Source organism: Aliivibrio sp. S4MY1, from assembly GCF_028765545.1.
Lineage (GTDB): Bacteria > Pseudomonadota > Gammaproteobacteria > Enterobacterales > Vibrionaceae > Aliivibrio.
This window is the reverse complement of sequence record NZ_JARACP010000016.1, coordinates 50,798-77,774: the sequence shown is the minus strand read 5'-3', so window position 1 is coordinate 77,774 and position 26,977 is coordinate 50,798. Positions and strand designations below refer to the sequence as shown.

The window sequence follows — 26,977 nt, the reverse complement described above, 5'->3', positions numbered from 1 at the left end:
CCAAGCATGAGTCGTAAAGGTAACTGTTGGGATAATGCAGTAATGGAATCGTTTTTCAGTCGACTAAAAGTCGAACTGATTTATGCAGAAGATTATCAGTCTATAAATGAAGCTAGAGCTGGGATCTTCGAGTACATCGAAGTGTTCTATAACCGTAAAAGAAGGCACTCAGCGTTAGGCTATGTAAGCCCAGTTGAGTATGAAAATAAGTAAAATAGAGAGTGTCTACTTTTCGTGGGGTACTCCAAATTCAGGGCAAGGGCGTGAATGCAACATTTTATCGAAAAGCAGCGATTTTAGATTATGACAAACTTATTGAGAGCAACATTTTTTATTTGAACGTTATAACATCACATACTGTTATTTGCGGTTCTGATTATAATCAGACATAGCTATTGAGCCTTAGAAGTATATTGACTACAATAGCGCACTTTTTATTTTCACAGGCAACAAACATGAACGATATCAAATCTCAACCAGCTTTACCTGATCACCTTTCTGGTAATCCACGCAGCCCGCATCATGTAGCAGAGTGTTTTGAATATCATATTGGTATCAAACTTAACGGCAAAGAACGTACAGATGTTGAAGAATACTGTATCAGTGAAGGTTGGGTTAAAATCCCATCACCAAAAGCATTAGATCGCCGTGGCCAACCAATGCTAATCAAATTAAAAGGTACTGTTGAAGCTTTCTATAAGTAAGCAATTAACTTTACACAGTTCTAAATAAAGAAAGGCGACCTCAAAAAGAAGTCGCCTTTTTTATATCTATTATATATCTACTTAATTAAAAGATTAAGTGTGCCATGCCTGCAATCACTGGTAACGTAATTAATGTACGTAGAATAAAGATAGCAAACAATTCAAAAATATTTACAGGGATTTTACTACCAAGAAGTAAAGCACCAACTTCAGACATGTAGATAAGTTGAGTCACAGACATTGCAGCAATAACAAAACGTGTCATCTCACTATCAATAGACGCAGCGATGATTGATGGAATGAACATATCAGCAAAACCAACAACAATGGTTTGAGATGCTTCAGCCGCGTAAGGAACACCAAGTAATTCTAAGAAAGGAATAAAAGGCTGGCCCAATACAGAAAATACAGAAGTATATTCAGCAATCACCAAAGCAATAGTACCAAGCGCCATAACGACAGGTAATACCCCAAAAACCATATCAACTGCGTTTTTAACGCCTTCACCAAACACACTTCGAATAGAAATTACTTTTGAAGCCTTATTCATTGCTTGCTCAAGACCCCAAGAAAAAGTCGTATAGCCTTCTGGGATAACTTCAGCATCAACAGCACGTTCAGAACCATCGATAAATAGGTCCTTTTTACGGCTAAGAGGAGGCAGGCGAGGGATGATGATTGCCGCAACAACACCGGCTAGACATACCGTTAAGTAAAATGGTAAGAAATAGCTTTCTAATTCAACTTGCGCAATAACCACTAAGCTAAAGGTAATAGACACAGCAGAGAACGTCGTACCAACAACAGCAGCTTCACGTTGAGTATAAAACTTTTCTTCGTATTGCTTACTTGTTAAAAGAATACCAACAGAACCATCACCTAACCAAGAAGCCATACAATCAATAGCAGAACGACCAGGTAAATTGAAAACAGGGCGCATAATTTTACTTAAAAGAGCACCGAACAATTCCAATAAACCAAAGTTAAGCAATAAAGGAAGCAATAATCCCGCAAAAATAAATACAGAGAAGAGAACAGGTAACAGATCATTAAGAACTAAACCACCAGTATTTGGTTCCCATATCGCTTCAGGACCAACTTGAAAGAAAACCATTGCAGCAGCGGTGCCGCCAATTAAGCGAACCACAAACCAAAGAGGGGTAGGGTTAAGTAAACCAAATAAAAAGTCGTTATTTGTGATAATGCTAGGCTTAACGATCTTAGCAAGGATAGTAATAACAGACATAAACATAACGATGCCAGTAACTATAGCTACTAAATGGTCACCAAATAATGCCTGAATAGATTTCGCTAATACAGCAACAGGTATTGTGATATCACCGTTATAAGTGATTGGTGCCATAAATAGGAATAAACCTATTAGCGATGGGATAAGAAAAATTAGAAGATTCTTCTTCTTGCTCATTTGGGGTATCTCACTTGAATTTTGCATAAATCTCTCAATTACTACTAGTTAATAAAAAGCTAATCCTTAGCATTATTATTCACTAAACTTCCGTATTCATTCAGTTATTATGGAGAGTACACTGTTTTTTTTAAAAGTGGAATACTATTCATTAAAAAAAGTATTTATTCACTTATACGTGGTGATAACTATTGAATAGCATTTAAAATGCAACTGAATTGTTTGTTTTTTGTTGCATTCTAAAAATTAAATATAAAAAAGCCCCCGTGATTGGAGGCTATAATTGAGTTGGCTATTTGAAGTCAGCAACTCGCATTCTGTTTAATGTTGCCATAACTTCAATCACTCGAGGTTTAGCTAAATCCCCATGCTTAGGCATTAACTCATACCAATTATCATGAAGTTGCTGAGCAATAAATTCAACAGGGTTAGATTCCCAACCTGGTGTTTGAGATAACTGGAACCACATCCAACCGATCGCATGAAGTTGAGCTGAAGATTGCAGCTGAGACATTGCTGTAATATCAACTAATTCACGTCCAAAACGAAGCGTATTCTTGTTTCTTGCCTGAATACGGAATTTACCTTCGTGCAAAATAGCTTGAAGAGAAGAGCGGTTTAACTGACGAGTTTGAGTTGGAAGTAAATGCTCTGACCCTTCTCTAACACGTGTGGTAGGATGAGAGAGCACAACCTCTTTTGCTTTTATAGTTACATCGACGGCTTGGTAATCATGCATTTGAATTACCGTATCAGCAACATCAAGATAATCACCAGAGCCACCCATTACTAAAATGGTAGAGACATCAAGCTCATCACGTAGCTGACCAATGCGATCAACTAATGGGGTAATAGGCTCAGCACCATTATTGACAAGTGCTTGCATGCGCTCATCACGGATCATGAAGTTAGTGGCAGACGTATCTTCATCAATTAATAATGTTTTTGCTTGAGCTTCTAAAGACTCTTGAAGCCACGCTGCTTGTGATGTAGAGCCCGATGCATCTTGAGTAGAGAAGCACGTCGTATCTTTCCCCATAGGAAGGTGGTTAATGTAGTTTGAAAGATTCAAACTATGAACACAACGCCCATCTTCTGCTTGAATTTTAGTCGTTGACTCTTCAGTAACGATATATTCGCGACCATCACCAGGAATGTGATCGTAAATAGAGCGCTCCAAGGCATTCAATAGCGTTGATTTACCATGGAAACCACCACCAACAATCAGAGTGATGCCTTTTGGGATCCCCATGCCTTTTATAAGACCGCGATTCGGTGTAGATAACTCTACCTCAAGAGAAGCAGGGCTTTGGAATGGAATTGCGTCTTTCATTGGGCGATCATTATTACCAGCAATACGCGGTAAAATACTGCCATTAGCAACGAAAGCGACTAAATTATTTTCAGATAATTGACGACGCAACGCGACTTGATCAACGATAACTTGACAGTGCGCTTTAAGCTCATCAATAGGTAATTCGCGAGCTAATAAAGTACGACGGATATATTTTGGCATATGGAACGTTAAAATATTAATCGCTCGTTTAGCTAAAATTTCGCGTCCATCAGCAGGTAAGTTCATGTTATAACGAAGTTCAATCCCTTCATCATCAAAAATAACCGACGTATGATCTAAAACCGTTTGGCCAGAAAGCGCAATGGAAAGTGTCGTATCTTTCTCAAGCAATTGACTAAAGTGACGAGCAAGAAAATCCCTTGCAGCACGCTGGTAATCAAGAGAAGTTTCTTGCAGCCATTGAAGATGTGTAAGTGACCATGCACGTTTAGCTCTTAATCGTGACGGCGGCGCGTAGGGATCAGATTGAACATTATCAATAGATAAAGTGAAGTCAGTGAAATCATATTCCCCTTTAATAGAGGTATAGCTACGATAGTTTCTTTTTTCTAATTTTTTTAGTTTGGCTTCAAGATGTTCCATTACATTCACATTATCAAATAAAGTTGTGAGCAGTATAACAAAAAGCCCGTCATAATAAGAACTTCTTTCATGCAGATATGAAAAATAACTCTACGACCATTGGCTAATTTACTTTTCTAAGAGTTTCAAGTCATAGTAATGCTAATTAGACGTAAAGGGATACAGTATGGATGTTATCGTTATTATTTTAGAAAATGTATTTATTGGCTCAGGAATTATTTGCCTTTTGCTCGCCATTTTACTGTATGGAAAACGAACCGCAGATTGGGGTGGAGCATGTCTACTTTTTGTTAAAAGGATTGAGCTATCTCTCCAAGAGCATAAATGGTATCGCATTGGCGTAAGTTTATTTTTTATTGGCGTATTTGTACGCATTCTGAATTTAACACTTTGGGGATAAGAGTTACTCACAGTTATCCACATTTTCTGTGGGTAACTATTTGAATAACCGCTTAACACAATGAAATTTAAAAGAATTACCTCTATAGCAAGCTTTTTTTTGTTATATCCTATTATTTTTTTGTGACGCGAAGTAAAATGCACAAGTCAATAAAAAATAGCCTTGGATAAATAAAAATAAGATGGATAAAAGACAACCACGTAAGAGAATTGCCATCATTGGTGGCGGGATAGCAGGCTCAAGCATTGCCATGTATTTATCTGAGTATGATGTTGATATTAATGTCTTTGAAGAAGGCATAAGTTTAGTCAATGGCCCGCCAATATGTCACCTTCATGCAGGGGGGAATTTATACCGAGAGATCTCTGATGAACAATGTACTACGTTACTCACTGAATCCATTGAGACTGTGCGTTACTTTCCTCATACATTAAACGAGCGGCCAACTATTATCGCAATCCCTAAAGTCGATAAAGGTCAACCTGAGGCGTTATTACCTCGCCTAAAGCTATTGCAGAAAATCTATTCTAAATTAATAGAAGATGATGAAAGTAATCAAGTTTTTGGCTCTGCATCTGATTACTTTAAAACCTATTCAAAATTAGACCTGCAAAGAATTGCATCATACCCTCCAACCAATAACCCTAAAACACTTGATGATTGGTTAATTGGTTTTTCCAAACAAGTCGACCTGAACCAATTAAAATACCCAATTGTGCTTGTTCAAGAATATGGATTAAGTGTCTTTCGTATGGCGGCGACAGCACAATTAACATTATCCAATCAAAGCAACGTAACCCTAAATTATGCCAGCTCAGTAAATGGAGTGGTCAAAAATGAAGAAGATCATGGCGGTTGGGTTTTGAACTACACAAAAGAAAGTCAAGTATACTCAGATACATTTGATTATGTAATTAACAGCGCCGGTTTTAAAACAGGCATAATCGACGATCTTGCCAATAAGCCTAAAAAGAGATTGGTTGAGTTTAAAGCGGCATACGTTACCCATTGGGGCAACGAAAATTATGGTAAGTGGCCAGAAATAATTTTTCATGGAGAGCGAGGAACACCTCAAGGTATGGCTCAATTTACGCCATACCCAAATGGGTATTTTCAGTTACATGGTATGACAGAAGAAATCACTCTATTTAAAAATGGTTTATCTAGTTCTTGTCATCTTTCAGCACACCCTAAATTACCTAAAGAGTTTAATAAAAAAATGACCCAAGGCTGGGATCAAAAAGTACAAAAAGATAGAACACAAAAGGCCATCAATTATTTAGCTCAATTTATGCCAGAATTTGCGCAAGCAAAACCCGGCGGAAAGGCATTGTATGGTGCTCAACAAATCCCTGGCGATGACATTACATTAAGAGCAGCAAACATATCCTATACATCTGATGGTTACTTTAGAGCTGAAATTGTCAAAGCATCTTCTGCGATAACATGTGCTAAAGAAATAGCGCAATTAATACATCTGCAAGAAAAGAAAAAATCAGCGTTAATTCTAACTATAGAAGAAGTTGAAAAGAAAGCAGAGGTATTAGCAAAAGAACGAGGTTATCCCGCAGAGTTGGCACAAGTATATTAAGTCTAACAATAATGCGAACCAAGTAACAGTGTATTGTTCTGTTTTGTATATCATGCCAATTTTAATTATTAGCATGATATAGGCGCAACTTTTATACGCCTTTCATATAGATATGTACATTATCCTTTGAACTATAATAGTTTATGCCGTACGGTAGTGAAAAATGAGATAATTTGATTGAATTATCTCGTTTTTTTGTTGAAAATAGCCACATAGTGATTTCATCAAGGTGATATGTGGAATTTTTACTGAAACGCCGTTGGCCTAGATTTGAATGTAAAAAATCGGTCAATGCAAAAATTTTTTGGGCACATCGATTAATGCCATTTGTAAGTGTTAAGCTGGTGGATGTATCAAAAAAAGGGTTTGGTTTTACCAGTGAACGAAAGCTTCAGGAAGGCTGTTGTGAATTAAGGATCCGTTCTTTTCCTGCGATGATGGGGAACATTGTCTATCGTAAAGAATTTAAAAATCAAACAGGTGATACTTGCTATCAATACGGTTTTTATTTAACTACGCAGTTACATAAGACGCAAATTGAAAATCTAGGGTGTAGAGGGGTTATTAATATTGAGCACATCAATAATGATCCAAAAAAGGAACCGTTAGGTTAACAGTACTTTTAGTTTGTAGAACATTCGAACAAAGCGAAACAAAGGAAATATTTTAGTAGCGCATGCTTGTTAGTCGTTTCTAATGGATGGTAAATAGAGCGATTAATGCATGCGAGCTGAAATTTTTTTTGCATAATAATGGCGAGATCATCATTATCTTCTGGAATTAAATTATGGATCCCTTGATGATTAAAGCTTATCCCCACCTCAGGTAAATTACCAGTCCACCAGTGATACAGTGTTTTGCTGCTACGAGTTCTGTCGTACCAATGATCACACAAAATAGCAAGATGGTCTGAGCGTTTGATTTTACTCTCTTTGACTAACTGTTTAATAGCAGAAAAAATTTGATCTTTAGCTTCCGTTTTTGCATTAAGAAACTGAGGGTAAATTAACCATGTTTTTTTACTGTCTATTACAATCGTATAAATATAAAGGTCATGGCTAGTATCGTGTGAGTGCATTGAGCATTCGACATCGGTATATTCTTGTTTTACTAATGCCAGCAACCGCCGCTGAAACGCAGCACTTAAATGCGCAGGGGACATTCCCCGATTATGAATAGTCGGATAATGATGCTGACAAAGCGCTTTATAATCATCATTGAATGCATTCAGTGAATTAATAAATAACGACTCTAACAAAAAGTCTTCCTTTTAAAAAAGTCCAGTGTCGCTTCATAACTCTGGACTTTCAATAGTTAATATTAAGAATTAACGATTTTCAAAGCGATTATAATCTAATAAACCAGCTTCAACAGGGTAATGATCTCGATACCATCGGCTTAGTTCGTCACTGTAAGCCCAAAATTTGTCTGAACTTCGGCGAATAGCAAAGTTATCCAGTAGTTTAATATAATCTACTTCGGTATCAATATCAGCGAGTTGCTTAACAAAACTAGGCACATCAGTTTCGTTAATTTCCAAAAATGCAGCAGGGTAACTACCGACAATGCCATAAAGCAGAGAAAAGCGATCTAATTCCGGTGCTCTATTTTTCTCTTCATTAAACAGTGATGATATATTCTTATGCGCACTGGTATTGAGTAGTGTGAAAAATTCACTTCGTTTATCTGATGCTGCAATAATTTTAATCGTGATGATTTGCGGTAAGTATTGTAAGCCCTCACCTTTAATCGCATCGATTTCACTTAATTTAACTAATGTACTTGTTGCTAATTTTGAATTCGCTACGTTGTAACGTTGAGTTACATTCCCACCGATATGTTTACGTAATAATGAAAATAACTCTGCCTTTGGATTATCCGAGACATACTGGATCTTTGTTGGCTGCTCAAATGGTTGAACATCTCGCTGCATATATTTACTTAATTGAGGAGATGGATTTTGATACCAACTTTGCCACTCTTCTCGACGGATCTCTTTTGGTAATAGTGTTAAGAAATTACTTTCACCTTCCATTCGTAAAAAGTCCATGTACATACGTGTCATTAATTGATGGCCAAAATTACCATAGACATCAAACCCCGCAACAAGTAAATAGTGAATTCGTTCCAATAAAGCATAATCAATGATCCAAGCTGTTTTCGGTGTTGGCCCATTAAGCCCTTTAATTACCGATGCGCTATCAAAATGTCGATAAATGGTGAGAGCTGCATTATCATTGTTTTTATCACCCGCCCAAACGAGTTCTGGCGTCAAATGCTGTCCATTTTTAAAGACCTGATTTAGGTACGTATTTTTAGCCTCCAAATAACGGGCTTGGTTACGTGAATATTGAATCCAACTCGTAATTGGGACAGTAGTGCTGTCTAATTCTGCCGGTAAAGCTAGATTTTGCTTTTGCTCTCTATAAAATTGCTCAACATTTGGGTTATTAGCAGCCCCAGGATCAACAAAAAAGACCCAAAAATGGTCATTAATTACATTCAAAGCTAACTGGCCACGACAAACTGGACCTTTTATAAAGCCTTGGATTGTATCTTGTGCCTCATCTAATAGGTAACGATAACGAGAATCAACAGGTAAATCGACAAAAGTAACAAGCGGATTCGCAGCAATTTCGGTTGAATAACTGGGGAGCTTAGTTACAGTGTAACTATTAATTACAAACCATTCTTGCCATTTTTGATAACGAGTCTTATCAAGTAAATAGGGCATGTGTGTTTTATCAACGATTGTACTGCGAACAGCAACGAGACGATAATAAACGCGGTCAACGTTAGGGTCATCATAAGGTCGGCGAGTCACTATTAATGACAGCGGTTTCCCTGGTGGAGTCGAAGAACGAACTAATTTAAAAAAACGTAAATACGATGGTTCAGCATTAAAATACAAATTATTAAGAAACAGGTGCTCGTACAAATAACGGCTGGTGAGTTGTTGTTTTAATGAATCGCCATTAAAGAAGGATTCCCATTGATTAACCAAGGTAATCTCATGATCACTTAAAGGCTTAATGTCACTCATTTTTGCACCTTGCTCAAGCCAAGAATACAACAAATCATGTTCCTGAGTATTTAACTCTGGCATCCCATAAGGCATGCCCCATGTTGGGTATTGTGATTCATAATCAGCCATCTCTTCAATAGTAGGGCATTGTTGATCACGGTCAATTGAAAAATCGTAACCTTGCAGTTGTTCGTCTTTAGCAAGTGGGTTATTTTGTTTTAAAGTAAGCATACGAGCCATCACACCCGCTTCAGTATTAGCAATACTACTTTGCTCACGTTCATTTAAAATGGGAGTAAAGCCAATATCACGCCATTCTTGAGTTGTTTGAGCATCTTCAAAAAGGCGAGTAGGGTTGGCAGCTACGAGACGCGTTCCTTGATAGATAAGCGATTTATGCGCACCACGGTCGATCCCTTCAGCTGACGACATTTTTAGCTGACAAGGTGCATCGTAACATGCGTGGCAAACAACACATCGGTTATCTATGATTGGTTTGATATCTGTTAAATAGTCAATACCTTCAGGAGATTGATAGTCATAGACCCTTTGTTGTACTTGTGACTTTCCAAACAGCTGATCGTAATTGTACGTTGCGTATGTCGCACAACCAGAAAAAATAATGACCAAAATGAGAAATAATGGGCGTTTGAAAAACATAACGGTATCCATGAAATAAAGAGATAAGTTTTATTGTAATAATAAATGCGGAAAAAAACAAAAAAAGCCCGTTTACCTTTCGATAAACGGGCTTGATTTAACTAAGAATTTTAAACAGTAGCAGGGCTTAGCTGTTGTGCTTTTTCTTCTGTAATTGGTTTAGTAATTAATGCTAGAACAATAGCAACACCAACCATTACTGCAGAAATAGTGTAAGCCAGAGCATAATCACCACCTTGTGTCATAGAATAACCTACAACTGCTGCACCGATAGCACCACCAATACCCCATGACGTGTAAAGCACACCGTAATTGGTACCATAGTTTTTAAGACCGTAGAATTCAGCAGTAAGTGATGGGAATACAGCGAGAAGCGTACCATAACCAACAGCGGCAACTGCAGTACCAATAATTAGCATCACTTCACTGTCGTACATGCCAAATAATGCCATGTTTGCACCTTGAAGAACAAATGCAATAAGTAGCGTTTTAACACCACCAATTTTATCTGACAGCATACCAGCAGCCACACGACCACCTGAGTTGAAGATAGCAAGAAGTGACGCTAAATAAACCGCGTTAGGAAGATTTGCTTGCATACTTGCGATAGTAGTAATGTTACCAATGATCATAAGACCTGCAGACGCGGCAAATGCATACATAATCCATAAAGAATAAAACTGAGGTGTTTTAAGCATTGCTTTCCAGTTTAAATCCATTGGTTTACGTGTTGTAACCGCAGTTTTACCTGCTTTTACTTTTGGCTCTTCAGGTTGGTAACCTTCTGGTGGGTTATTGATTGTTGTTGCTAATGGAACAGCAATAATAAGAATCGCAACACCAAGAACTAAGAAACTTGTTTGAATACCATACATTGAAATTAATGCTGAAGTAACAGGCGCTAAGTAAATAGCAGCAAGGCCAAAACCAGCAGCGATTAAGCCATTAACCATACCTTTCTTAGAAGGATGGAACCACTTCATAGCAGAAGGCGCAAGACAAGCGTAACCAAAACCAATACCAGCACCAGTCATCACACCAAACGTTAAGTTAAGCATAAAAACAGTGTCAGCAAAACTTGATGCGATCATACCTAGGCCAACTAAGATTGTACCGAAGATCAAAATTAAGCGTGGGCCCATGCGATCTTGAAGAATACCAGCAACAAGAAGACAGATAGAAAAAGTGATTGTTGCAGTTGCATAAGGTTGAGAGGCTTGTGATGCCGTCCAGCCCATATCAGTAACAAGAGCCTTGTTAAATACGCTCCATGCGTAAAGAATTCCCAAACATAGGTTAATACAGAAGCCTGCAAGCAGGATACGCATTGCTTTATCGATATTTTTCATCGCAATCTCAGTGAGTTGAAAGTTTATTACAGTTTAATGTATGTTTTTTTTGATTGTACTCATGTAAACATGACTTACATCACGTTAATGAGCGCGGAGTTTATCAGCACTTTGTGTTTATTGGAATAGTTTGTATGAAAATTACACCATGTTTTTTCAATCTAATATTCCATATTTGACACTGTCAAAACAATGACGCGATCGGCATTAAATTGTCAGGTTTATGTAAATTTATGATCTAACATCTATTTTTACAATTAATTGCTTGATAATATCTGCCGCGTTAAAACATAACCAATAATATGAGAAAATATGAACTTCAAAAAAATTAAAATCGCAGTGGCAGTTACTCTAGGCATCACAACACTTACAGGTTGTATGGGTCAAATGGGTGTATCAAAACTTGTTGCATTTGGTAACTTAAAAGCAGTAGATAACCGTTATGGTCGTGCTGGGCTTTATATCCTATTAGCGCCTGTATATGGTGTTGCTGCATTTGCCGATCTATTTGTATTTAACTCAATTGAATTTTGGACTGGTAAAAACATCATTACAGGTAAAAGCCCAGCAGTAGTAGATACCAATGTTGGTGGTGCTGTTTTTAAAGTAAATGATAAAATTGATTCATCAATGACCAAAGCACCAATTGCACCACTTCAAGTAAATAACAATGTGAAAAATGCTTCGTTTAATCAAATCGATGAAAACACATTAGAGATGCACGTTGCACTACTAGATGGTACTCAACAAGTGCTGCGTGGTGAGAAGACAGATGATAGCGTTGCATTTTACTTAGATGGAAACTACATCACAACAGTACAAGTTGAAGAGTTAGAAAACTATGTAGCGGCTTCTCAAGCATAATATAGCTTCTATTCTTTCATGATAAAAAGCACTCAAGTGATTGAGTGCTTTTTTTTTGCTTTACTTCAAAAAATTCATTTATTTCTATTTTTATTTTAACGTTTAATTTAACCATTAAGTAACAAATTGCGCTTCATATATAAGACTATATTACTGCAGTTCAGCATTTACTCTTTAAAGGCTAAATTCTAATGAGATCATGCAACAATTACGCAACAACCTCCATTTTTCCCCTAGTTGAATTTCCAATAAAAAGCGATAAAATACTACGTAAACAAAGATTTCAAAATTGAAGGGATGCTCTCAATTTATCTTCGAGGTGTTTATGAAACTATTATTTATCTTCTTACTCTCTACTATAGGCGGTGTTGCAGCTGCTGAGCATTTTCATTCATTTATCCTAGGCTTAAGTATTGCGACACTTGCGGTTGGCACTTGTCACTGGTTTGCATTTAGAACCACAAAATACCCACAACTGGCTTTAGTACTGTTACTGCTTGGTCTATTTTCAAAAATGGCGGTAACTATCGTAGGAGTTATGATGGCTGTGGATGCAGAATTAATTACTTCGCCATTTATTTTTGCTGTTTCTTATCTATTCTTTTCAATCGTAGCAACATACCTATGGTTTAAAATTAAAGATCGTAAAATCTCGCAACAATTATTAAATAGACATTCTGGTACGGTTTAACTAAATCCTCTGCTAGTCATTGAAAAGAAGGAGCTTAGGCTCCTTTTTTTTGTTTTTGAATTATGCTATACCGTATCTATAATAATCATTCCTTGATATAGTAATGATAGTTTTATTAAAAAAAAGGGTTTATAGATGGCGATTTCCATCTTAATTTGCGATGATTCAGCACTTGCTCGTAAACAATTAGCACGAGTGATACCTTCTTCATGGGGAGCAAATATTGAATTTGCTCAACACGGTTGGGATGCCATTGCTAAGCTTGAAGCTCAGTCATACGATCTTTTATTTCTTGACCTTACCATGCCTGAGTTGGATGGCTATGGCACATTAGAAGAAATGAGAGCACGCAGGATAACAACTCAAGTTGTTGTTGTTTCAGGTGATATTCAACCAAAGGCGCAACAAAAAGTAGCAGAACTTGGTGCTAAAGCATTTATAAAAAAACCTGTTGATAAGCCTACATTAATTTCCACACTAGGTTCAATTAGCATTAAACCTGAAGTTCAAGCGACGTATTCGCCACAACCAGTAACGTCTATTCAACTTCGTCGCCGTGATATATATTTAGAAGTCGCTAATGTTGCAATTGGCCGAGCAGCTGATTCTTTGGCTCGTCATTTCGATGTTTTTGTTCATATGCCTTTGCCAAACGTGAATTTATTTGAGATGAGCGAACTTCAGATGACACTTCGTCATTTAGCCAGCAATGAAAATATGTCAGGAGTATGTCAAGGATTTAGTGGTGAAGGGATTGCAGGAGAAGCCTTGGTACTGTTAAGCGATTCAAGCGTAACAGATCTAACTAAATTAATGGATTACCCCGAAGTAACAGAGAATAGCTTAGAACTAGAGTTATTGATGGATGTGTCTAATATTTTAGTAGGGGCATTCTTAAAAGGAATTGGTGAGCAAGCAGAGGTTAGATTCTTTCAAAGCGCCCCAGTTCTTCTTGGTCAACATGTTTCGGTGAACAGTGTTATTGAATCAACCAAAGGGTCGTTCAATCGTATTATGGCATTTGAGGTAAGTTACAGTATTGATAATACAAACATTAAGTGCGATTTACTTTTAATGATTGTCGATGAGTCATTACCTATATTAGATAATAAACTAGCTTACTTACTGGATGATGAATAATGAATGGTATTCCTGCTGAGTTTGAACAATTTCACTGGATGGTTGACATGGTACAAAATGTTGACCTTGGCTTAATCGTAGTTGATAAAGAATTCAATGTTCATCTTTGGAATGGCTTTATGACACACCATAGTGGCAAACAAGCCCATGATGTAATGGGAAAGTCATTATTTGAAATATTCCCAGAGATAGATAGCTCTTGGTTTAAAGCAAAGTCAAAGCCAGTTTTTGAACTGGGTACACGAAGTTTTGTTATTTGGCGACAAAGGCCTTATTTATTTCACTGTCGTAATGTTCGACCGATAACTCAACAAAGTCACTTTATGTATCAGAATGTCACATTAAACCCAATGCGAAGTACAACAGGGGAGATTAAATCTATGTTTCTTGCTGTTGAAGATGTTACCGCAGAGGCATTGGCTGAAACACTAAACAAATAAATGAAAATGCGATAAATAAGACAAAAAAATGGAGACACGATAGTCTCCATTTTATTTAAACTTATTTATTTGCTTTCTTATCCGCTTCTGTCAGCTCACGGATCTTACGGCTGATATCACGACGTGATTTAGAGATCTCAGCACTTTTGATGATGTGATCATCAACACGATCTTCATAATCAGCTTTCATATTTTGAACAACTGCAATGATTTCGTCTGTAGACATTGTAGGGTGAATATAATCCAGCATATTTTCTAAAAGAGTCACACGCTTTTGGTTATCACGAATTTTCTTTTGGTTATCTTGTAGCTCACGCTTTAGTTTATTTTTACGACGTGCTTGGTTGATGATTTCAAAAACGTTATTCATTTTTATTTCCTATAATATGTAATAGCCACTTTCTTGATTAAATCATAAATGCAACATTGAAAACAATAACAAGATCAATACAGTGCTAAAAAAAACATTTAACCGATAAATTAAACCGCTTTTTTCTCTTCAATGTCTGCTGTTTCATTTTTAGAGATAAGAGTTACTTTTTCTGACTCAACAACTTCACGGTTTTCACCAATAAGTAAGCCACCTTTTTCAATAGTCAAATGCTGAGTTTGCATTGTGCCTTTGAACTTTCCTTTTGGCTGGATACTTACTTCACCACCTTGGCAAGTACCTTCAACTAGACCATTAATAAGTACTAATCCAGCGTTTATGTCACCTTGAACTCTACCAGTCGGCGTTACAATTACTTCCGCTTCTGTAAAGATATTCCCACTAACAAAGCCGTCAATTTGAATGCTTTGATCTGATTCAATATTACCTGTTACACGACAGCCTTTGGCAATAATAGATAATGATGCTGCGGTAGACCGACTACTAAAAAGGCCCATACAGGTTTCTCCAATTGATATTAAACTAACGAAAGAATATTATCATGGATAGAAGACTGAGGGATCACTAATTACATTATCAACATCAGTATTTAGTAATATAGCTCACATTTTTATTGTGTATAGTATCGATTATAGTAAAAGGATTACAAATAATGAGAACAATAACCCAAACAGAAATCCGCATTATTGGTTGTTTAATTGAAAAAGAAATCACAACACCAGAACACTATCCACTAACACTCAATTCATTAACCACGGCATGTAACCAAAAGAGCAACCGTGACCCTGTCACATCAATGAGTGAATCTGATGTTTTAGATGCATTAAATACATTAATTAACGATCGTATCGTGACTGATGAAACTCGTGGTAACTCAAGAGTGGCAAAGTATCAACATCGATTTTGTAATACAGAGTTTGGTAGCCTTAAACTGTCAAAACAAGAAATTGCCATATTATGCGTTTTGTTTCTGCGTGGGCCACAAACACCTGGCGAGCTAAGAACTCGTACCCAACGTTTATGCGAATTTGAAAATGTGGCACAAGTAGAAGCCGTATTAAATAAATTAGCGGCAGATGAGAACGCCCCTAAAGTTGTTAAATTATCGAAAGAACCAGGAAAGCGCGAAGCTCGATATGGACATTTGTTCTGTGGCAACATTAGTGACACCGTCACTATAGAGCAGAGTCAAAATACTCACACACACAGCTCAGAAGATAATAAACGTATTGAACAGCTAGAAACTGAAGTATCCCAATTACGCACCGAACTTGATGAGTTAAAACAATTAGTAAACGAAGTTCTCTCATAATTGCATGACAGAAATTAAATCTAATTGGACACTCTATCTAATAAGAACGCAAACAAATAGTTTGTATTGTGGTATTACTAATAATTTATCTCGGCGCTTTGAAATGCACAAAGCAGGAAAGGGCGCTAAGTACTTACGCGGAAAAGGACCTTTAACATTAGTATGGTCACACAATGTTGAATCAAAATCCCAAGCGTTAAAGTACGAATACCGCATAAAAAAAATGACCAAAGCCTCAAAAGAAGCCTTGGTCAATAATTTAGTTGCGTTACCTGCTATAGATTAATCGTAAATAGTAGGGATTGGTTGACGTTTATGCTGAGACAGTTTATAAATTTTTATTAATTTAGCTTCCGCTTCAGCATCTATTTTGTTCCCTTCTAAGAAGTCATCAATCTGGTCATAAGTAACAGAAAGAGCATCTTCATCCGCTTTTTGTGGTGCGAGTTCTTCAAGATCTGCAGTGGGTACTTTTTTAACTAACTGCTCAGGTGCGCCTAGTATTTCAGCTATTTTTCTCACTTGGCGTTTATTTAAACCAAATAATGGGGCTAGATCGCAAGCGCCGTCACCAAACTTCGTATAAAAACCAGTAATATTCTCTGCCGAATGGTCAGTACCTAAAACTAATCCACCAACATAACCAGCAACTTCATACTGTGCAATCATGCGTGCACGCGCTTTTACATTGCCCTTAACAAAATCAATTTTTGCAGAGTCAGAAGGCAGTAAACCTGTATGCTCAAGGCCAATGTGAGACGCCTTATGCAAACCATCAACACCTTCTTTAATGTTAATGCTAATAGAATGAGAAGGCTGAATAAAAGACAAGGCCATTTGTGCTTCATCTTCATCTTTTTGGATACCATATGGCAAGCGAACTGCAATAAACTGATACTTTTGAGTATCATACTCATCATTCAGCTCATTAATCGCTATCTGAGCCAATCGGCCACATGTTGTTGAATCAACACCGCCACTAATACCAAGGATTAAAGAGGTACAGTGAGCCTTGAGTAAGGTAGCCTTAATAAAATTGACGCGTGTTTTAATTTCATTAACCGGATCAATTGATGGTTTAACTTTCATTTCTTCAACAATCAGTTGTTGCATTCTCATTCCTTTACTCTATTGAGACAGTTGGCAGTTAATTTAATAATCATACTGAATTTACACAATTAATAACAGCCTAATAGTGTTATAGGATAGCCATCGACAAAATTTTCACTTATGCTAACTAATAATGCCGTTAATAAGAGAAAAGTCATGAATATTGCTGTATTTGGTAGCGCATTTAACCCACCATCATTAGGCCACAAAAGTGTCATTGAGCGTTTAACTCACTATGATAAAGTGTTATTAGTTCCTAGCATTTCACATGCCTGGGGGAAAAAAATGCTTTCTTATGAAGACAGAATAGAGATGGTCTCTGCTTTTATTAACGACTTATCCCTTAACAAGGTTGAAATATCGCTGATTGAAAAAGAACTGTATGTTCCAGAGCAAAGCGTGACTACTTTTTCTTTATTAAAAAAGCTTCAAGAATTGAATAAAGAGGCCGATATAACCTTTATCATCGGACCAGACAACTTACTTAAGTTTGACAAGTTTTCAAATGCCGATGAGATAGTAAAACGCTGGAATGTAATGGCTTGCCCTGAAACACTTCCTGTCAGAAGTACTGATATACGAAACGCAATAAAAAAAGGTGAGGACATTACTCACTTAACAACACAAGGTGTCCAACTTTACATAAAGGCACACCATTTATACGAGTAGTCATGATGAAGAAACAAGTCGCTATAATCAGTTTATTAACAACAACTATGTCCATGGATTTAATTGCCAAGGATAACTCGACTTGTCTACAAGAAAGCTATGATAACTACTCTCGTCAAATTTATTCATCAAACTCAAAATGTCTTATTCCTTTATTTGAGGTGAATCAGTTTATTTATCAGTTAACAGAAATAACAGAAAACATAAAGTCAGACGTTATGGAAGAAGGATTTTGGGATAAATGGGCTTACAGTACAGGGGATGATCCTTTACTAACCGGTTACCTTAGTGATAGTGCGGTAGGCTTTACCGTATGGCAACCCGAAGAGTATTACGATAAAAAAATTGAAGAATTTGATTCTTATGGTGAATGGTTGGAAAGCCATGGACTACAATTAAGCTTAGCCTTTGGTGGAGAAGAAAAGGGCAAGAATACCCGTTTTCGAATTGATTACCGTTGGCATGATCGCGCTGATGACCAACTGTTCATGCAGCTGGAAATTCCATTTCAATAGAACTAAGCTCGGTTCGTATAATGCGTTAATCCAATAAAGTGTAAGCTTGCTCTAGTAACGCAATATTTCCTGAAAAATAGCGCTCTGCAATCATACTATTCTTAGCACCTGATTTACGCATTTTATCCGCTTCTCTTACTTTCAATGTCATCATCATATCAGGAGAAACCTGGCTATGCTTTATCTCTTTATTTTCAGATAATTGAGATAAGTAAGTATTGATATGCTGTGATTCTGGAGATAGATCCGTATGAGGTGACGCTTCTAATAACTCATCTTGCATTACGTACAATAAATGCTGTTTGGCATTTTCAGTCATCGCTATTGCTTGAAGTTTATCAAAACCCGCTGAAAGTAGAGGTGTTGAGGTGATATAGCCACCTTGAGTAGGTAGCGCTTCACGTGTGCGAATTGAGAACATTAATGTAGATAATGTAGAGTTAGGAACAATCGTCATTGATGATAGAGCATCAAAAGGTATCCAAAACAATTCACCAGGCAACACTAGATATTCCCATTTACCAAGGCGAATAAGTACGGCTCCAGTTTGCACGGAAATCAACTCATAATGATTCTTCTTTTTTCTTGCCGTATAAAGAAGGTGTGAATGTGTTCCTGACTGAAACGTAATTGCGTTTTTCATAGCTACCTCTGATTTGAAGCCCGTAACTCTACTGGTTTTTATCTAAAAATCAACGGATTCTCATCAATTACGGCGATATTTTATGACCAATGGTACGACCTCTTTAATTGATCACGTACAACTGGAATAAAATCAAGTAGAATACGCGCTACTTCCTTTTTTGGTAACCAGAAGTCCAAACATGACCACACAAGATATCTATCAAGAAATTCGCCCTTACAATGATGATGAAGTTCCTGCCGCTATTGAGCGATTAATTTCTGATGATGAATTCATTACAGCGATTCTTCACTATAAGTTTCCGTCTGCTTCTAAGTTTTTATTTTGGTTATTAGCACCGTTACTGCGTTACAAACTACGTAAATCACTGTCTAAAATAACAACAGTAGAAGACGTTCAGTTAAATGTAGCAACCTACTTAAATAAAACGGTCAAAAAAACCACCGATGGCATTACGTACTCTGGATTAGATAAATTAGACCCAAAACAAGCGTATTTGTTTGTGTCTAATCACCGTGATATCGCCATGGACCCAGCGTTGATGAATTGGGTGCTATATAATAATCATATGCAAACCGTAAGAATTGCCATTGGTGATAACTTATTAAAGAAAGCGTGCAGTACTGAGCTGATGAAACTTAACAAAAGTTTTATTGTTAAACGTTCAGCAAAAGCACCACGTCAAATGCTAAAAGCGTTAGGTGAACTATCTTCATATATCAAGCACTCTTTGGAAACCAATAACTCTATTTGGATTGCTCAAAAAGAAGGGCGAGCAAAAGACGGTAACGATTTTACTGATCCTGCTATTTTAAAAATGTTTCATGTAGAAGGGCGCAAGCGCAAAGAAGCTTTTTCTGATTATATGAATGATTTGAAAATTGTTCCTGTTTCTATCTCTTATGAAAATGACCCGTTAGATATTCAAAAAGCCAAAGAATTAAATGCAGTGGCTACCTTAGGCTCTTACGAAAAAGGGGAGTTTGAAGATATTGATAGCATCATCAAAGGGATTATCGGTAATAAGAAACGCATACATATTCACTTTGGTGGCGTTGTCACCTCGGCGCCAGAAACGGCTGATGAACTGGCAGCAGTCATGGACAAAGAAATTACCCAAGGCTATCGTTTATTCCCAATGAATTACGCCGCTGCCAACAGTGAATCAGAAGAAGTCACTTCTGAAGTTAAACGTGAACTAGAAGAAAAATTGTCACACTTAACAGCAGAAGAGCAGCCATTTTTACGTGCGCTTTACGCAAATCCAGTTAAGAACGCAGGATAAGTAAGGGGTTCAATTAAAAAGCTTTTTATCCCAATGAGGAGGATTACCCACTTGTTGGGATAAAAAGTCAATGAAGGTACGCACTTTTGGTGGCAAATGTTGGCGTCGAGGATAAACCGCATAAATGGGTAGCTCCATATCGGCTTGCCACTCATTTAATATTTGAATCAAACTACCATTTTCAAATTCATCTTCAAGTAAATAGCTAGCTAAATACGCAATGCCAGCCCCCGCTTTAGTTGCATCTAAAATAGCAGAAGCGTTATCTATCTTAAAAATACTTTGTACTTTAACCACTTGATGAACACCATCGCGAGTAAATTCCCACTCATTAAAACGTCGCTCACTACTATGATAAGTAATGCATTTATGCCGTGCTAATTCAGCTGGACGCAACGGTAAACCATTCTCTTTAATGTAGCTTGGAGAGGCTGCAACAATAAAGCGACAATCTGCAATTTTCCTAGCCACCATGCCTTCAGGAATATCATCATGAATTGCTATCCAGCAATCTAAACCGTCTTCAAGTAATTTAGGTTTATGATCAAATAAACTAACTTCCAATTCTACATCTGGAAAATGTGCCTGGAATTCAGCTAATGCATGAATAATGTGACTATTACCAAAAGACTGAGCGATACCAACTTTAAATACGCCAGAAATACGCCCATGATGAGCATCTAATAGGGCATCAGCTTCATAAGCAGTATCTACCAGCTTTTGACAGTACTCAGCATACTGATGACCAAGCTCCGTAATAGAGACCGAGCGGTTATTACGTTGAACAAGTTGGCAATCTAAACGAGTTTCTAGCGCTTTAATTTGTTTAGATACGTGCGATTTGGATATACCAAGTTTTTCAGCAGCACGAGTAAAGTTTAACTCATTTGCTACCATCGCAAAGATTACCATTTGATGTAGATTATCTAACATGATTAAGCCTAGAGAAGAAATATCTGGCTATTGTAATACTACTTAAAAATATAACCATCTACTTTTATGCTTTCAGGAAAAACCGTAATAGGTCTGCCACCCAAATAAATATTACCATTAACCACGAGATCATCAGGAAGTGACGTAATTTGTGAGTGGCCAAGGAATAGATTGCCTTTCACTACAAGTTGTCTTGGTAATGTTTTTAATGGTGTTCGTATTACACTTAGATCGCCGTTTACTTTTAAACGCGGAGGGAGTTCAGTGAGTCCTGACCCTGCAAAATTAATAAAGCCTGCGACTTTAATGCCTCTGGTATAGCGTTTAAGTTGAGTGGTTCCAGCTAAATTCAAGTAGCCCTTTACTTGAGTGCCTTTAGGAATGTTCTTAATTACGGTATTTGCTAAGTTTAGATCACCATTAACTACCAAACCTTTAGGCAGTTTTTTTATTTTACTATTCGCAAGGTTCACATCACCTTTGAGCTCTAAATTATCAGGGAGTTCAGTGTAATTAGTATTACGTAAGCTGATATTTCCATAGCTATCTATATGATTAATGAGTCGATGTTTATTTAACATTTCAGCTGGAGCTGAAAAAGGGACCAAGGCCGTAAAGATAAGAGTAAAGAGAGCAATAGTAGTTTTAGGCATAGATAAATAACTTTGTAGTAATGGCTTGACACTGTATCGACCACATCTTAAATAAGTTTAATTTAGAACAGTGATATGAGTCCTGTTTTTACGTTTTTATTATGAAAACACATTTGATATAGTGAAATTCGGTATCTAAGTGCCGAAGTGAAAAATTTAATTAAAGGTAAGGAGACGTAATGTCTAAAGCGACTGGTACTGTAAAATGGTTTAACGAAGAGAAAGGTTTTGGTTTTATCGCTCAAGAGAACGGACCTGATGTGTTCGCTCATTTCAGTGCAATTCAATCAGACGGTTTCAAAACGTTGAAAGAAGGCCAAGCAGTAACTTTTGATGTTGAGCAAGGCCCTAAAGGCCCTCAAGCAAGCAATATCCAACCTGCTTAGTACCAAGATATTAATAAAAAGGCTCTCAACGTGAGGGCCTTTTTTCTTTATTATCTACAATATAATCGATTATTTTCTAAGAGAGCGAGTCTTTAGTTCGTAAATCAGTTTTTCTGCACTACAAGAGAATTTCAAGCGAGCGTGAAGTTCTTTCTCATCGTTAGTCAGTTCAATACTGTACTCAACTTCATCACATACTTCTTTTGCTAAAGATAAGTAATTAGCAAATTCCGCTTCTAATTGCGCTTTATTGTTAGCGAAGATGCTTACTTCTGCAACATCATCACCTTCTTTAATCACAAAGCCCATCTCAGCACTACATCCACAAGCATCGCATGGTACATTTTGTTCTACTTCAGTAGTCATTATTTTATCTCCACAATAAATATACAGACGTTATACTATGTTTCCATGGTTAAGAAAACCCTCTCGGAAAATGAACGTAAAGAAGAAACGCAAAGATAACAATTGCATATCATTTATGTATCAGTATCGACACTTGAGACGAAAATCCCAAAAAATGAACCTTTATGACAATTCTTTGTCAGAATTAGGCGTAAAATATTGTATTTCCATACTGTATAACGCAGAATGCTGTTAAGTCACATTTAAACAGCAACTGACATTTCGTTACAATCGCGATTCTTAATTTTGAGAGTGCTGTGACGGCCAGAGTGCTATACTACGTTTATCGTGTGAAATATCATAAAAATATTATACAAATGGAGTTGAATCTTATAAATTAACCTAATGTTAATTTCGTTAATTTTTACGATTGATTTCTTAATGGACTAACCACATTAGAAGAGTTTTATTATGCCAAAAAGAAGTAAAGAAGATACTGAAATCACCATCCAGAAAATTATGGATGCGGTTATTGATCAACTATTACGCTTAGGCTATGACAAGATGTCATATACGACACTAAGCCAACAAACTGGTGTGTCAAGAACAGGGATCAGTCATCACTTTCCAAAGAAAACTGATTTTACAGCTGCATTAGACGGCCGTATTTTCCGCTTATTTGCAGAACGTTTAGAAATGCAAGGTGATAAGCAAGCATTTATCGATAGCTGGATTTCATCTTTAGAAGACGAGCAATTCCGAGCTATCTTACGTCTTTTATTCCACCATATCGTTACTTCTGCAAATGCACACGAATTTGCTCGCAATGGTATCGATCGTTTATATGGCATGGTTGAAGACTTATACGGTGAAGAAAGCCGTAAAGATCTAGAATGGCTTATTGGTCTATCTTTGATCCGCATGACAAAATAAAATTATCTACTATAATTAAAAGCTTACCCACAACGGTAAGCTTTTTTTTTGCACATGGAACCAGTTAGAGTATATACTCTAGATTACTGGAGGGGTTATGCTTAAAATTTCACGACTATCTGTATTATTAACAACGCTGCTTTCTTTGTCTGTTTCTGCTAAGTCAGTAGATTTTGATAGCGCATGGAAAAATGTACTCAACAATCATAACGGTATCGCTGCAGAGCGCGCGAATGTTCAGCGTCAGGAATCATTGGCCTCAGGCACTTCTGACCTTAATCTTCCTTCTATTACCTTAAGTGCTAACTATACTTATTTAGATGATGATGTAACGGTTTCCTCAAAGCAAATTATTGAGAGTACAGGGGTATCATTACCAGTTTTACCCATTCCATTACCGAATATTACATCAACTCTTTCAGAACGTGATATTTTTACTAGTTCTATTCGTGCGATTTGGCCAATCTTCACTGGTGGCCGTATCTCTGCAGCTGAAAGTGCAGCGGAAGGAAAAACAGACGAAGCACGCAGTCAGCTAAAAATGAAACAACAAGCCTCTTATGAAGATTTAGCTAAGTACTATTTTAGTGTCGTTCTCGCTAATGAAGTCGTTAAAACCTATAGCGAAGTAGAGCAAGGCTTAGCAAAACACAGAGATAATGCGGTTAAACTCCAACAACAGGGACAAATTGCGAAAGTAGAGCGTCTACAAGCTGATGCTGCATACGACAAAGCAAAAGTGGACCTTCGTAAAGCTCAACAAAATTCAGATATTGCCAGTGCTGCATTAAGAAGCATGTTGCAAATGAATGAAAACATCACGCCAGAAACACCGTTGTTTATCAATCAAAAATTACCTGAAATGACCGCTTTTATTGATAATACATTAGCCACTTACCCAGGTTTAGACCTTTTAGATGCCAAAGAGAAGCAAGCGAGCAGTTTAATAAAAGCGGAGAAAGGCAGCTATTATCCTGAAGTTTATTTATATGGTAACTATAATCTGTATGAAGGTGACAGCTTATCTGCTGAAATAGCACCAGATTGGATGGTCGGTGTCGGTGTTAATGTTCCACTATTAGATAATAAAGGGCGCTCAGAAAAAGTTGCCGCGGCGCATAGTGCAGTTCAACAAGTACAGTATCTTAAAAAACAGGCGAAAGAAGATCTTTCATTGTTGGTTGAAAAAACATACCGAGAAGCATTACAAGCGATAGATGAATATTATGGTTTAGCATCAAGTATCGCGCTTGCACAAGAAAATATATTACTCAGAGAAAAAGGGTTTAAACAAGGTCTATCGACTTCACTTGATGTGGTGGATGCGGAGTTGTATTTGGCAAGTATTAAAACGCAACGTTCATTAGCATCATTTAATTACATGATTTCATTAGTGAAGTTACTTGCTTTAAGCGATGGAACAGACACATTTGTACAATATCAACTTCAAGCAAGAGAAGGAAAATAGCATGAGTCAATTAAAGAAAACCATCGGTTCTCTTGCCGTTGTAGGTGTAGTTAGTTGGGTTGGTTACAGCTTTTGGGCCGCGTATCAGCCTCGACCTGAATTACTGCAAGGTCAAATAGAAGCGGAGCAATACAATATTTCCTCTAAAGTTCCTGGTCGAATCGAGAATTTGTATGTTAAAAAAGGCGACATGATAGAGAAAGGCCAAGCTATTTTTTCCTTATACAGCCCAGAAATAGATGCAAAATTAGCACAAGCAAAAGCCGGGGAAGCGGCAGCCAGTGCTCTAGCAGAAGAAGCAGAACAAGGAGCAAGAACTCAACAAGTTGCAGCTGCGAAAGATCAATGGCAAAAAGCAAAAGCAGCCAATAAACTGCTAGAAAAAACCTACACTCGTGTTAATAACCTCTATAACGATGGTGTCGTATCAGAGCAGAAAAAAGATGAGACTTACACTCAATGGCAAGCGGCAAAATACACCGAAAGTGCAGCTTACCAAATGTACCAAATGGCCAAAGAGGGCGCTCGAACAGAAACAAAACGAGCAGCCAACGAAAAAGTAAAAATGGCAATGGGTTCAGTCGCAGAAGTAGAGGCTTATGTAGCAGATACCAAGATCAGCAGTTGGTATACAGGAGAGGTAACTCAAGTTTTACTCAATGAAGGTGAAATTGCACCTCAAGGCTTTCCTGTTGTTAGTGTTATAGACATTAAACAAGCATGGGCCGTTTTCCATGTTCGTGAGGATAAGCTTAAAAACTATAAAAAAGATCAACAGATTGACGTCTATCTTCCAGCACTGGATCAAACGGTTCCATTTAAGATCACGCATATTGCTGTCATGGGTGATTATGCTACATGGAGAGCAACCGATAACAGTCAAGGCTTTGATCTGAAAACCTTTGAGATTGAAGCACACCCAGTGTCTGATATACCAAATCTACGAGTTGGCATGAGTGCCATTGTGAAATTAGATTAAGTGTGATTTATGAAAGCATTTTGGCGTTCTTATTATTCTAATCCATGGTTAATTGCGGTTACTTTTGGCCTTCCATTAGTACTGTCCTTGATGATTTGGTGGATATTTTCATCATCTGTGGTTCGTGAATTGCCCTTAGATGTGGTGGATCTTGATCAATCAAGCTTATCCAGAATGATCATTAGAGATTACGATGCGACGCCAACCCTTGCTGTTCGCTCGATTCAACCGAATGTGGATATCGCCAATAGCGCATTAAAAGAAGGGGATAACTATGGCTATATCGTTATCCCTCATGATTTTGAGCGTAACGTCATGCTGGGTAAGAGCCCTCAAATTTCAGGCTTTTATAATGGACAGTTTATCTTAATCGCAAAGCAAATTAACTCTGCTTTGATGCAAACAGACATGACGATCCAAGCAAAACTGGCAACAATAAAGGCGCTGAGTACAAAGCAATCAACATGGACTCAAGCAATTAACTCTGCAGTGCCAATTAAAGTTCAAGTGACGGCTCTATTTAACATTGGTAGCAATTATAATCAATTCTTAGTCTCCGCAATTCTTCCTGCAATATGGCAAATGGCGGTTATTGTTGGGATGATTTGGGCGATGAAAAACGAATCGGTTCGCAATAATAACAATGATTTACGTGAATGGTTTGATAGCCAAACACCTCAAAACATTCTTTCATTTGTTGGCGTTTATTTCTTGATTGGAATGACTTTGGGTTGTGTACTTTTCTATTTCTTGTTCGGGGTATTACAATTTCCTTTTGATGCGAGCATTTTAAGTTTTCTCATTACAATGGGAGCAATGACACTGGCTTGTATTAGTATTGGCACTGCTATTGGGTATGGTACCAATAATATTGTCAAAGCAATGAGTATCTCAGGCGCTTACACGGCACCCAGTTTTGCATTTTTAGGTGTTACTTTTCCAGTATCAGACATGAACAACGTCGCTGTTTTTTGGCACTCAATTCTACCTGCAAGTCATTTTGTTCGCTCACAAATAGAACAAGCAAACTATGGGTATGGACTTGTTTCAAGTTTCTCGCATGTCGGTATTTTACTGTTATTTACCTTGCCGCTTCTTTTACTTATTTCACGATTAAGGAAGTAAT

The 26,977-nt window shown here is 37.3% G+C and carries 31 protein-coding genes; 19 read left to right on the top strand and 12 right to left on the bottom strand.

Annotation, left to right across the window (positions count from 1 at the left end; translation table 11 throughout):
* Positions 1–213 (top strand): IS3 family transposase (locus PVK71_RS16525; protein ID WP_274420073.1); only part of this gene is annotated, 213 nt, incomplete at its 5' end.
* A gap of 242 nt (positions 214–455) precedes the next feature.
* Entirely contained in the window at positions 456–704 is a 249-nt protein-coding gene (locus PVK71_RS16520; protein WP_130046140.1) for a DUF3297 family protein, read from the top strand.
* 85 nt (positions 705–789) lie between these two features.
* Here PVK71_RS16520 and PVK71_RS16515 read toward each other — a convergent pair whose 3' ends face one another.
* Positions 790–2,157 (bottom strand): YjiH family protein, encoded by a 1,368-nt coding sequence (locus tag PVK71_RS16515; protein ID WP_274420069.1) that lies wholly within the window; start codon positions 2,155–2,157, stop codon positions 790–792.
* Positions 2,158–2,422: 265 nt separating this feature from the next.
* A complete protein-coding gene (locus PVK71_RS16510; protein WP_274420067.1) occupies positions 2,423–4,069 on the bottom strand; it encodes an ABC-ATPase domain-containing protein in 1,647 nt (548 codons plus the stop codon).
* A gap of 166 nt (positions 4,070–4,235) precedes the next feature.
* Here PVK71_RS16510 and PVK71_RS16505 point away from each other — a divergent pair, with 166 nt between their 5' ends.
* From PVK71_RS16505 to PVK71_RS16495, 3 genes are all read left to right on the top strand, one after another.
* Complete coding sequence (locus tag PVK71_RS16505; RefSeq protein WP_274420065.1) at positions 4,236–4,469, top strand: hypothetical protein; 234 nt, start codon at positions 4,236–4,238, stop codon at positions 4,467–4,469.
* A gap of 181 nt (positions 4,470–4,650) precedes the next feature.
* Positions 4,651–6,060, top strand: coding sequence for an NAD(P)-binding protein (locus tag PVK71_RS16500; RefSeq protein WP_274420063.1), 1,410 nt, complete (start codon positions 4,651–4,653; stop codon positions 6,058–6,060).
* Positions 6,061–6,296: 236 nt separating this feature from the next.
* Positions 6,297–6,674, top strand: a complete 378-nt coding sequence (locus tag PVK71_RS16495) for a hypothetical protein (protein WP_274420061.1) — start codon at positions 6,297–6,299, stop codon at positions 6,672–6,674.
* 8 nt (positions 6,675–6,682) lie between these two features.
* On the opposite strand, the gene PVK71_RS16490 is transcribed toward PVK71_RS16495, so the two are convergent.
* The 3 genes from PVK71_RS16490 to PVK71_RS16480 all read right to left on the bottom strand — a co-directional run bounded on the left by PVK71_RS16490 (position 6,683) and on the right by PVK71_RS16480 (position 11,094).
* Positions 6,683–7,318: a hypothetical protein gene (locus PVK71_RS16490; protein ID WP_274420059.1), complete on the bottom strand. Its 636-nt coding sequence runs from the start codon at positions 7,316–7,318 to the stop codon at positions 6,683–6,685.
* A gap of 69 nt (positions 7,319–7,387) precedes the next feature.
* On the bottom strand, positions 7,388–9,745 hold the full coding sequence (locus tag PVK71_RS16485; RefSeq protein WP_274420057.1) for a fatty acid cis/trans isomerase: 2,358 nt from the start codon (positions 9,743–9,745) through the stop codon (positions 7,388–7,390).
* A 110-nt stretch (positions 9,746–9,855) separates the two neighbouring features.
* A complete protein-coding gene (locus tag PVK71_RS16480; protein WP_274420055.1) occupies positions 9,856–11,094 on the bottom strand; it encodes an L-lactate MFS transporter in 1,239 nt (412 codons plus the stop codon).
* Between the two features lie 312 nt (positions 11,095–11,406).
* Here PVK71_RS16480 and PVK71_RS16475 point away from each other — a divergent pair, with 312 nt between their 5' ends.
* From PVK71_RS16475 to PVK71_RS16460, 4 genes are all read left to right on the top strand, one after another.
* Positions 11,407–11,958 (top strand): DUF3332 domain-containing protein, encoded by a 552-nt coding sequence (locus PVK71_RS16475; protein WP_130049261.1) that lies wholly within the window; start codon positions 11,407–11,409, stop codon positions 11,956–11,958.
* Positions 11,959–12,283: 325 nt separating this feature from the next.
* Positions 12,284–12,649, top strand: coding sequence for an NADH:ubiquinone oxidoreductase (locus tag PVK71_RS16470; RefSeq protein ID WP_130049262.1), 366 nt, complete (start codon positions 12,284–12,286; stop codon positions 12,647–12,649).
* Between the two features lie 135 nt (positions 12,650–12,784).
* Positions 12,785–13,789 (top strand): response regulator, encoded by a 1,005-nt coding sequence (locus PVK71_RS16465; RefSeq protein ID WP_130049263.1) that lies wholly within the window; start codon positions 12,785–12,787, stop codon positions 13,787–13,789.
* Positions 13,789–14,229 carry a PAS domain S-box protein gene (locus PVK71_RS16460; protein ID WP_130046128.1) on the top strand — a complete coding sequence of 147 codons (441 nt, stop codon included), beginning with the start codon at positions 13,789–13,791 and terminating at the stop codon, positions 14,227–14,229. Before PVK71_RS16465 ends, PVK71_RS16460 begins: the two co-directional genes overlap by 1 nt.
* Before the next feature lie 61 nt (positions 14,230–14,290).
* Here the strand turns inward: PVK71_RS16460 and PVK71_RS16455 are convergent, their stop codons facing one another.
* Both PVK71_RS16455 and PVK71_RS16450 read right to left on the bottom strand, forming a co-directional pair.
* The gene (locus PVK71_RS16455; protein ID WP_130046127.1) at positions 14,291–14,599 is read right to left on the bottom strand and encodes a DUF496 family protein; all 309 of its coding nucleotides are present in this window, start codon (positions 14,597–14,599) and stop codon (positions 14,291–14,293) included.
* A 110-nt stretch (positions 14,600–14,709) separates the two neighbouring features.
* Positions 14,710–15,117, bottom strand: a complete 408-nt coding sequence (locus PVK71_RS16450; RefSeq protein WP_130046126.1) for a bactofilin family protein — start codon at positions 15,115–15,117, stop codon at positions 14,710–14,712.
* Positions 15,118–15,272: 155 nt separating this feature from the next.
* Here PVK71_RS16450 and PVK71_RS16445 point away from each other — a divergent pair, with 155 nt between their 5' ends.
* Together PVK71_RS16445 and PVK71_RS16440 are read left to right on the top strand one after the other, a co-directional pair.
* Positions 15,273–15,932, top strand: a complete 660-nt coding sequence (locus PVK71_RS16445; RefSeq protein ID WP_274420047.1) for a YceH family protein — start codon at positions 15,273–15,275, stop codon at positions 15,930–15,932.
* Between the two features lie 4 nt (positions 15,933–15,936).
* Positions 15,937–16,218 carry a GIY-YIG nuclease family protein gene (locus tag PVK71_RS16440; RefSeq protein WP_130049265.1) on the top strand — a complete coding sequence of 94 codons (282 nt, stop codon included), beginning with the start codon at positions 15,937–15,939 and terminating at the stop codon, positions 16,216–16,218.
* Here the strand turns inward: PVK71_RS16440 and nadE are convergent.
* Positions 16,215–17,045, bottom strand: a complete 831-nt coding sequence (gene nadE, locus PVK71_RS16435; RefSeq protein ID WP_274420046.1) for an ammonia-dependent NAD(+) synthetase — start codon at positions 17,043–17,045, stop codon at positions 16,215–16,217. The two genes, PVK71_RS16440 and nadE, sit on opposite strands and share 4 nt — an antisense overlap.
* A gap of 153 nt (positions 17,046–17,198) precedes the next feature.
* Here nadE and PVK71_RS16430 point away from each other — a divergent pair, with 153 nt between their 5' ends.
* Both PVK71_RS16430 and PVK71_RS16425 read left to right on the top strand, forming a co-directional pair.
* A complete protein-coding gene (locus PVK71_RS16430; protein WP_274420045.1) occupies positions 17,199–17,711 on the top strand; it encodes a nicotinate-nicotinamide nucleotide adenylyltransferase in 513 nt (170 codons plus the stop codon).
* A gap of 2 nt (positions 17,712–17,713) precedes the next feature.
* Positions 17,714–18,226, top strand: a complete 513-nt coding sequence (locus PVK71_RS16425) for a hypothetical protein (RefSeq protein WP_274420044.1) — start codon at positions 17,714–17,716, stop codon at positions 18,224–18,226.
* A gap of 25 nt (positions 18,227–18,251) precedes the next feature.
* Here the strand turns inward: PVK71_RS16425 and PVK71_RS16420 are convergent, their stop codons facing one another.
* Positions 18,252–18,869 (bottom strand): AraC family ligand binding domain-containing protein, encoded by a 618-nt coding sequence (locus PVK71_RS16420; protein ID WP_274420043.1) that lies wholly within the window; start codon positions 18,867–18,869, stop codon positions 18,252–18,254.
* Positions 18,870–19,050: 181 nt separating this feature from the next.
* On the opposite strand from PVK71_RS16420, the gene PVK71_RS16415 reads away from it, so the two are divergent.
* Positions 19,051–20,154 carry a 1-acyl-sn-glycerol-3-phosphate acyltransferase gene (locus PVK71_RS16415; protein ID WP_274420042.1) on the top strand — a complete coding sequence of 368 codons (1,104 nt, stop codon included), beginning with the start codon at positions 19,051–19,053 and terminating at the stop codon, positions 20,152–20,154.
* Positions 20,155–20,163: 9 nt separating this feature from the next.
* Here the strand turns inward: PVK71_RS16415 and PVK71_RS16410 are convergent, their stop codons facing one another.
* Entirely contained in the window at positions 20,164–21,087 is a 924-nt protein-coding gene (locus tag PVK71_RS16410; protein ID WP_274420041.1) for a LysR family transcriptional regulator, read from the bottom strand.
* 38 nt (positions 21,088–21,125) lie between these two features.
* On the bottom strand, positions 21,126–21,668 hold the full coding sequence (locus tag PVK71_RS16405) for a hypothetical protein (protein ID WP_443111731.1): 543 nt from the start codon (positions 21,666–21,668) through the stop codon (positions 21,126–21,128).
* Positions 21,669–21,919: 251 nt separating this feature from the next.
* On the opposite strand from PVK71_RS16405, the gene cspE reads away from it, so the two are divergent.
* Entirely contained in the window at positions 21,920–22,126 is a 207-nt protein-coding gene (gene cspE / locus PVK71_RS16400; protein ID WP_130046116.1) for a transcription antiterminator/RNA stability regulator CspE, read from the top strand.
* Between the two features lie 69 nt (positions 22,127–22,195).
* Here the strand turns inward: cspE and PVK71_RS16395 are convergent, their stop codons facing one another.
* Positions 22,196–22,492 carry a YfcZ/YiiS family protein gene (locus tag PVK71_RS16395; RefSeq protein ID WP_274420039.1) on the bottom strand — a complete coding sequence of 99 codons (297 nt, stop codon included), beginning with the start codon at positions 22,490–22,492 and terminating at the stop codon, positions 22,196–22,198.
* Between the two features lie 450 nt (positions 22,493–22,942).
* Between PVK71_RS16395 and PVK71_RS16390 the strand changes: the two genes are divergently transcribed.
* The 4 genes from PVK71_RS16390 to PVK71_RS16375 all read left to right on the top strand — a co-directional run bounded on the left by PVK71_RS16390 (position 22,943) and on the right by PVK71_RS16375 (position 26,976).
* Positions 22,943–23,404, top strand: a complete 462-nt coding sequence (locus tag PVK71_RS16390) for a TetR/AcrR family transcriptional regulator (RefSeq protein WP_130087643.1) — start codon at positions 22,943–22,945, stop codon at positions 23,402–23,404.
* A gap of 97 nt (positions 23,405–23,501) precedes the next feature.
* Positions 23,502–24,872 (top strand): TolC family protein, encoded by a 1,371-nt coding sequence (locus PVK71_RS16385; RefSeq protein WP_274420038.1) that lies wholly within the window; start codon positions 23,502–23,504, stop codon positions 24,870–24,872.
* 1 nt (position 24,873) lies between these two features.
* A complete protein-coding gene (locus tag PVK71_RS16380) occupies positions 24,874–25,851 on the top strand; it encodes an HlyD family secretion protein (protein WP_274420037.1) in 978 nt (325 codons plus the stop codon).
* Positions 25,852–25,860: 9 nt separating this feature from the next.
* Positions 25,861–26,976, top strand: a complete 1,116-nt coding sequence (locus PVK71_RS16375; protein WP_274420036.1) for an ABC transporter permease — start codon at positions 25,861–25,863, stop codon at positions 26,974–26,976.
* Position 26,977 lies beyond the last annotated feature (1 nt).

Excerpts from the sequence above, each read along its gene's own strand:
- PVK71_RS16520 (WP_130046140.1), top strand. The coding sequence starts at position 456 with ATGAACGATATCAAATCTCAACCAGCTTTACCTGATCACCTTTCTGGT.
- PVK71_RS16515 (WP_274420069.1), bottom strand. The coding sequence starts at position 2,157 with ATGCAAAATTCAAGTGAGATACCCCAAATGAGCAAGAAGAAGAATCTT.
- PVK71_RS16510 (WP_274420067.1), bottom strand. The coding sequence starts at position 4,069 with ATGGAACATCTTGAAGCCAAACTAAAAAAATTAGAAAAAAGAAACTAT.
- PVK71_RS16505 (WP_274420065.1), top strand. The coding sequence starts at position 4,236 with ATGGATGTTATCGTTATTATTTTAGAAAATGTATTTATTGGCTCAGGA.
- PVK71_RS16500 (WP_274420063.1), top strand. The coding sequence starts at position 4,651 with ATGGATAAAAGACAACCACGTAAGAGAATTGCCATCATTGGTGGCGGG.
- PVK71_RS16485 (WP_274420057.1), bottom strand. The coding sequence starts at position 9,745 with ATGTTTTTCAAACGCCCATTATTTCTCATTTTGGTCATTATTTTTTCT.
- PVK71_RS16480 (WP_274420055.1), bottom strand. The coding sequence starts at position 11,094 with ATGAAAAATATCGATAAAGCAATGCGTATCCTGCTTGCAGGCTTCTGT.
- PVK71_RS16475 (WP_130049261.1), top strand. The coding sequence starts at position 11,407 with ATGAACTTCAAAAAAATTAAAATCGCAGTGGCAGTTACTCTAGGCATC.
- PVK71_RS16470 (WP_130049262.1), top strand. The coding sequence starts at position 12,284 with ATGAAACTATTATTTATCTTCTTACTCTCTACTATAGGCGGTGTTGCA.
- PVK71_RS16465 (WP_130049263.1), top strand. The coding sequence starts at position 12,785 with ATGGCGATTTCCATCTTAATTTGCGATGATTCAGCACTTGCTCGTAAA.
- PVK71_RS16460 (WP_130046128.1), top strand. The coding sequence starts at position 13,789 with ATGAATGGTATTCCTGCTGAGTTTGAACAATTTCACTGGATGGTTGAC.
- PVK71_RS16455 (WP_130046127.1), bottom strand. The coding sequence starts at position 14,599 with ATGAATAACGTTTTTGAAATCATCAACCAAGCACGTCGTAAAAATAAA.
- PVK71_RS16450 (WP_130046126.1), bottom strand. The coding sequence starts at position 15,117 with ATGGGCCTTTTTAGTAGTCGGTCTACCGCAGCATCATTATCTATTATT.
- PVK71_RS16445 (WP_274420047.1), top strand. The coding sequence starts at position 15,273 with ATGAGAACAATAACCCAAACAGAAATCCGCATTATTGGTTGTTTAATT.
- PVK71_RS16440 (WP_130049265.1), top strand. The coding sequence starts at position 15,937 with ATGACAGAAATTAAATCTAATTGGACACTCTATCTAATAAGAACGCAA.
- nadE (WP_274420046.1), bottom strand. The coding sequence starts at position 17,045 with ATGCAACAACTGATTGTTGAAGAAATGAAAGTTAAACCATCAATTGAT.
- PVK71_RS16430 (WP_274420045.1), top strand. The coding sequence starts at position 17,199 with ATGAATATTGCTGTATTTGGTAGCGCATTTAACCCACCATCATTAGGC.
- PVK71_RS16425 (WP_274420044.1), top strand. The coding sequence starts at position 17,714 with ATGATGAAGAAACAAGTCGCTATAATCAGTTTATTAACAACAACTATG.
- PVK71_RS16420 (WP_274420043.1), bottom strand. The coding sequence starts at position 18,869 with ATGAAAAACGCAATTACGTTTCAGTCAGGAACACATTCACACCTTCTT.
- PVK71_RS16415 (WP_274420042.1), top strand. The coding sequence starts at position 19,051 with ATGACCACACAAGATATCTATCAAGAAATTCGCCCTTACAATGATGAT.
- PVK71_RS16410 (WP_274420041.1), bottom strand. The coding sequence starts at position 21,087 with ATGTTAGATAATCTACATCAAATGGTAATCTTTGCGATGGTAGCAAAT.
- PVK71_RS16405 (WP_443111731.1), bottom strand. The coding sequence starts at position 21,668 with ATGTTAAATAAACATCGACTCATTAATCATATAGATAGCTATGGAAAT.
- cspE (WP_130046116.1), top strand. The coding sequence starts at position 21,920 with ATGTCTAAAGCGACTGGTACTGTAAAATGGTTTAACGAAGAGAAAGGT.
- PVK71_RS16395 (WP_274420039.1), bottom strand. The coding sequence starts at position 22,492 with ATGACTACTGAAGTAGAACAAAATGTACCATGCGATGCTTGTGGATGT.
- PVK71_RS16390 (WP_130087643.1), top strand. The coding sequence starts at position 22,943 with ATGCCAAAAAGAAGTAAAGAAGATACTGAAATCACCATCCAGAAAATT.
- PVK71_RS16385 (WP_274420038.1), top strand. The coding sequence starts at position 23,502 with ATGCTTAAAATTTCACGACTATCTGTATTATTAACAACGCTGCTTTCT.
- PVK71_RS16380 (WP_274420037.1), top strand. The coding sequence starts at position 24,874 with ATGAGTCAATTAAAGAAAACCATCGGTTCTCTTGCCGTTGTAGGTGTA.
- PVK71_RS16375 (WP_274420036.1), top strand. The coding sequence starts at position 25,861 with ATGAAAGCATTTTGGCGTTCTTATTATTCTAATCCATGGTTAATTGCG.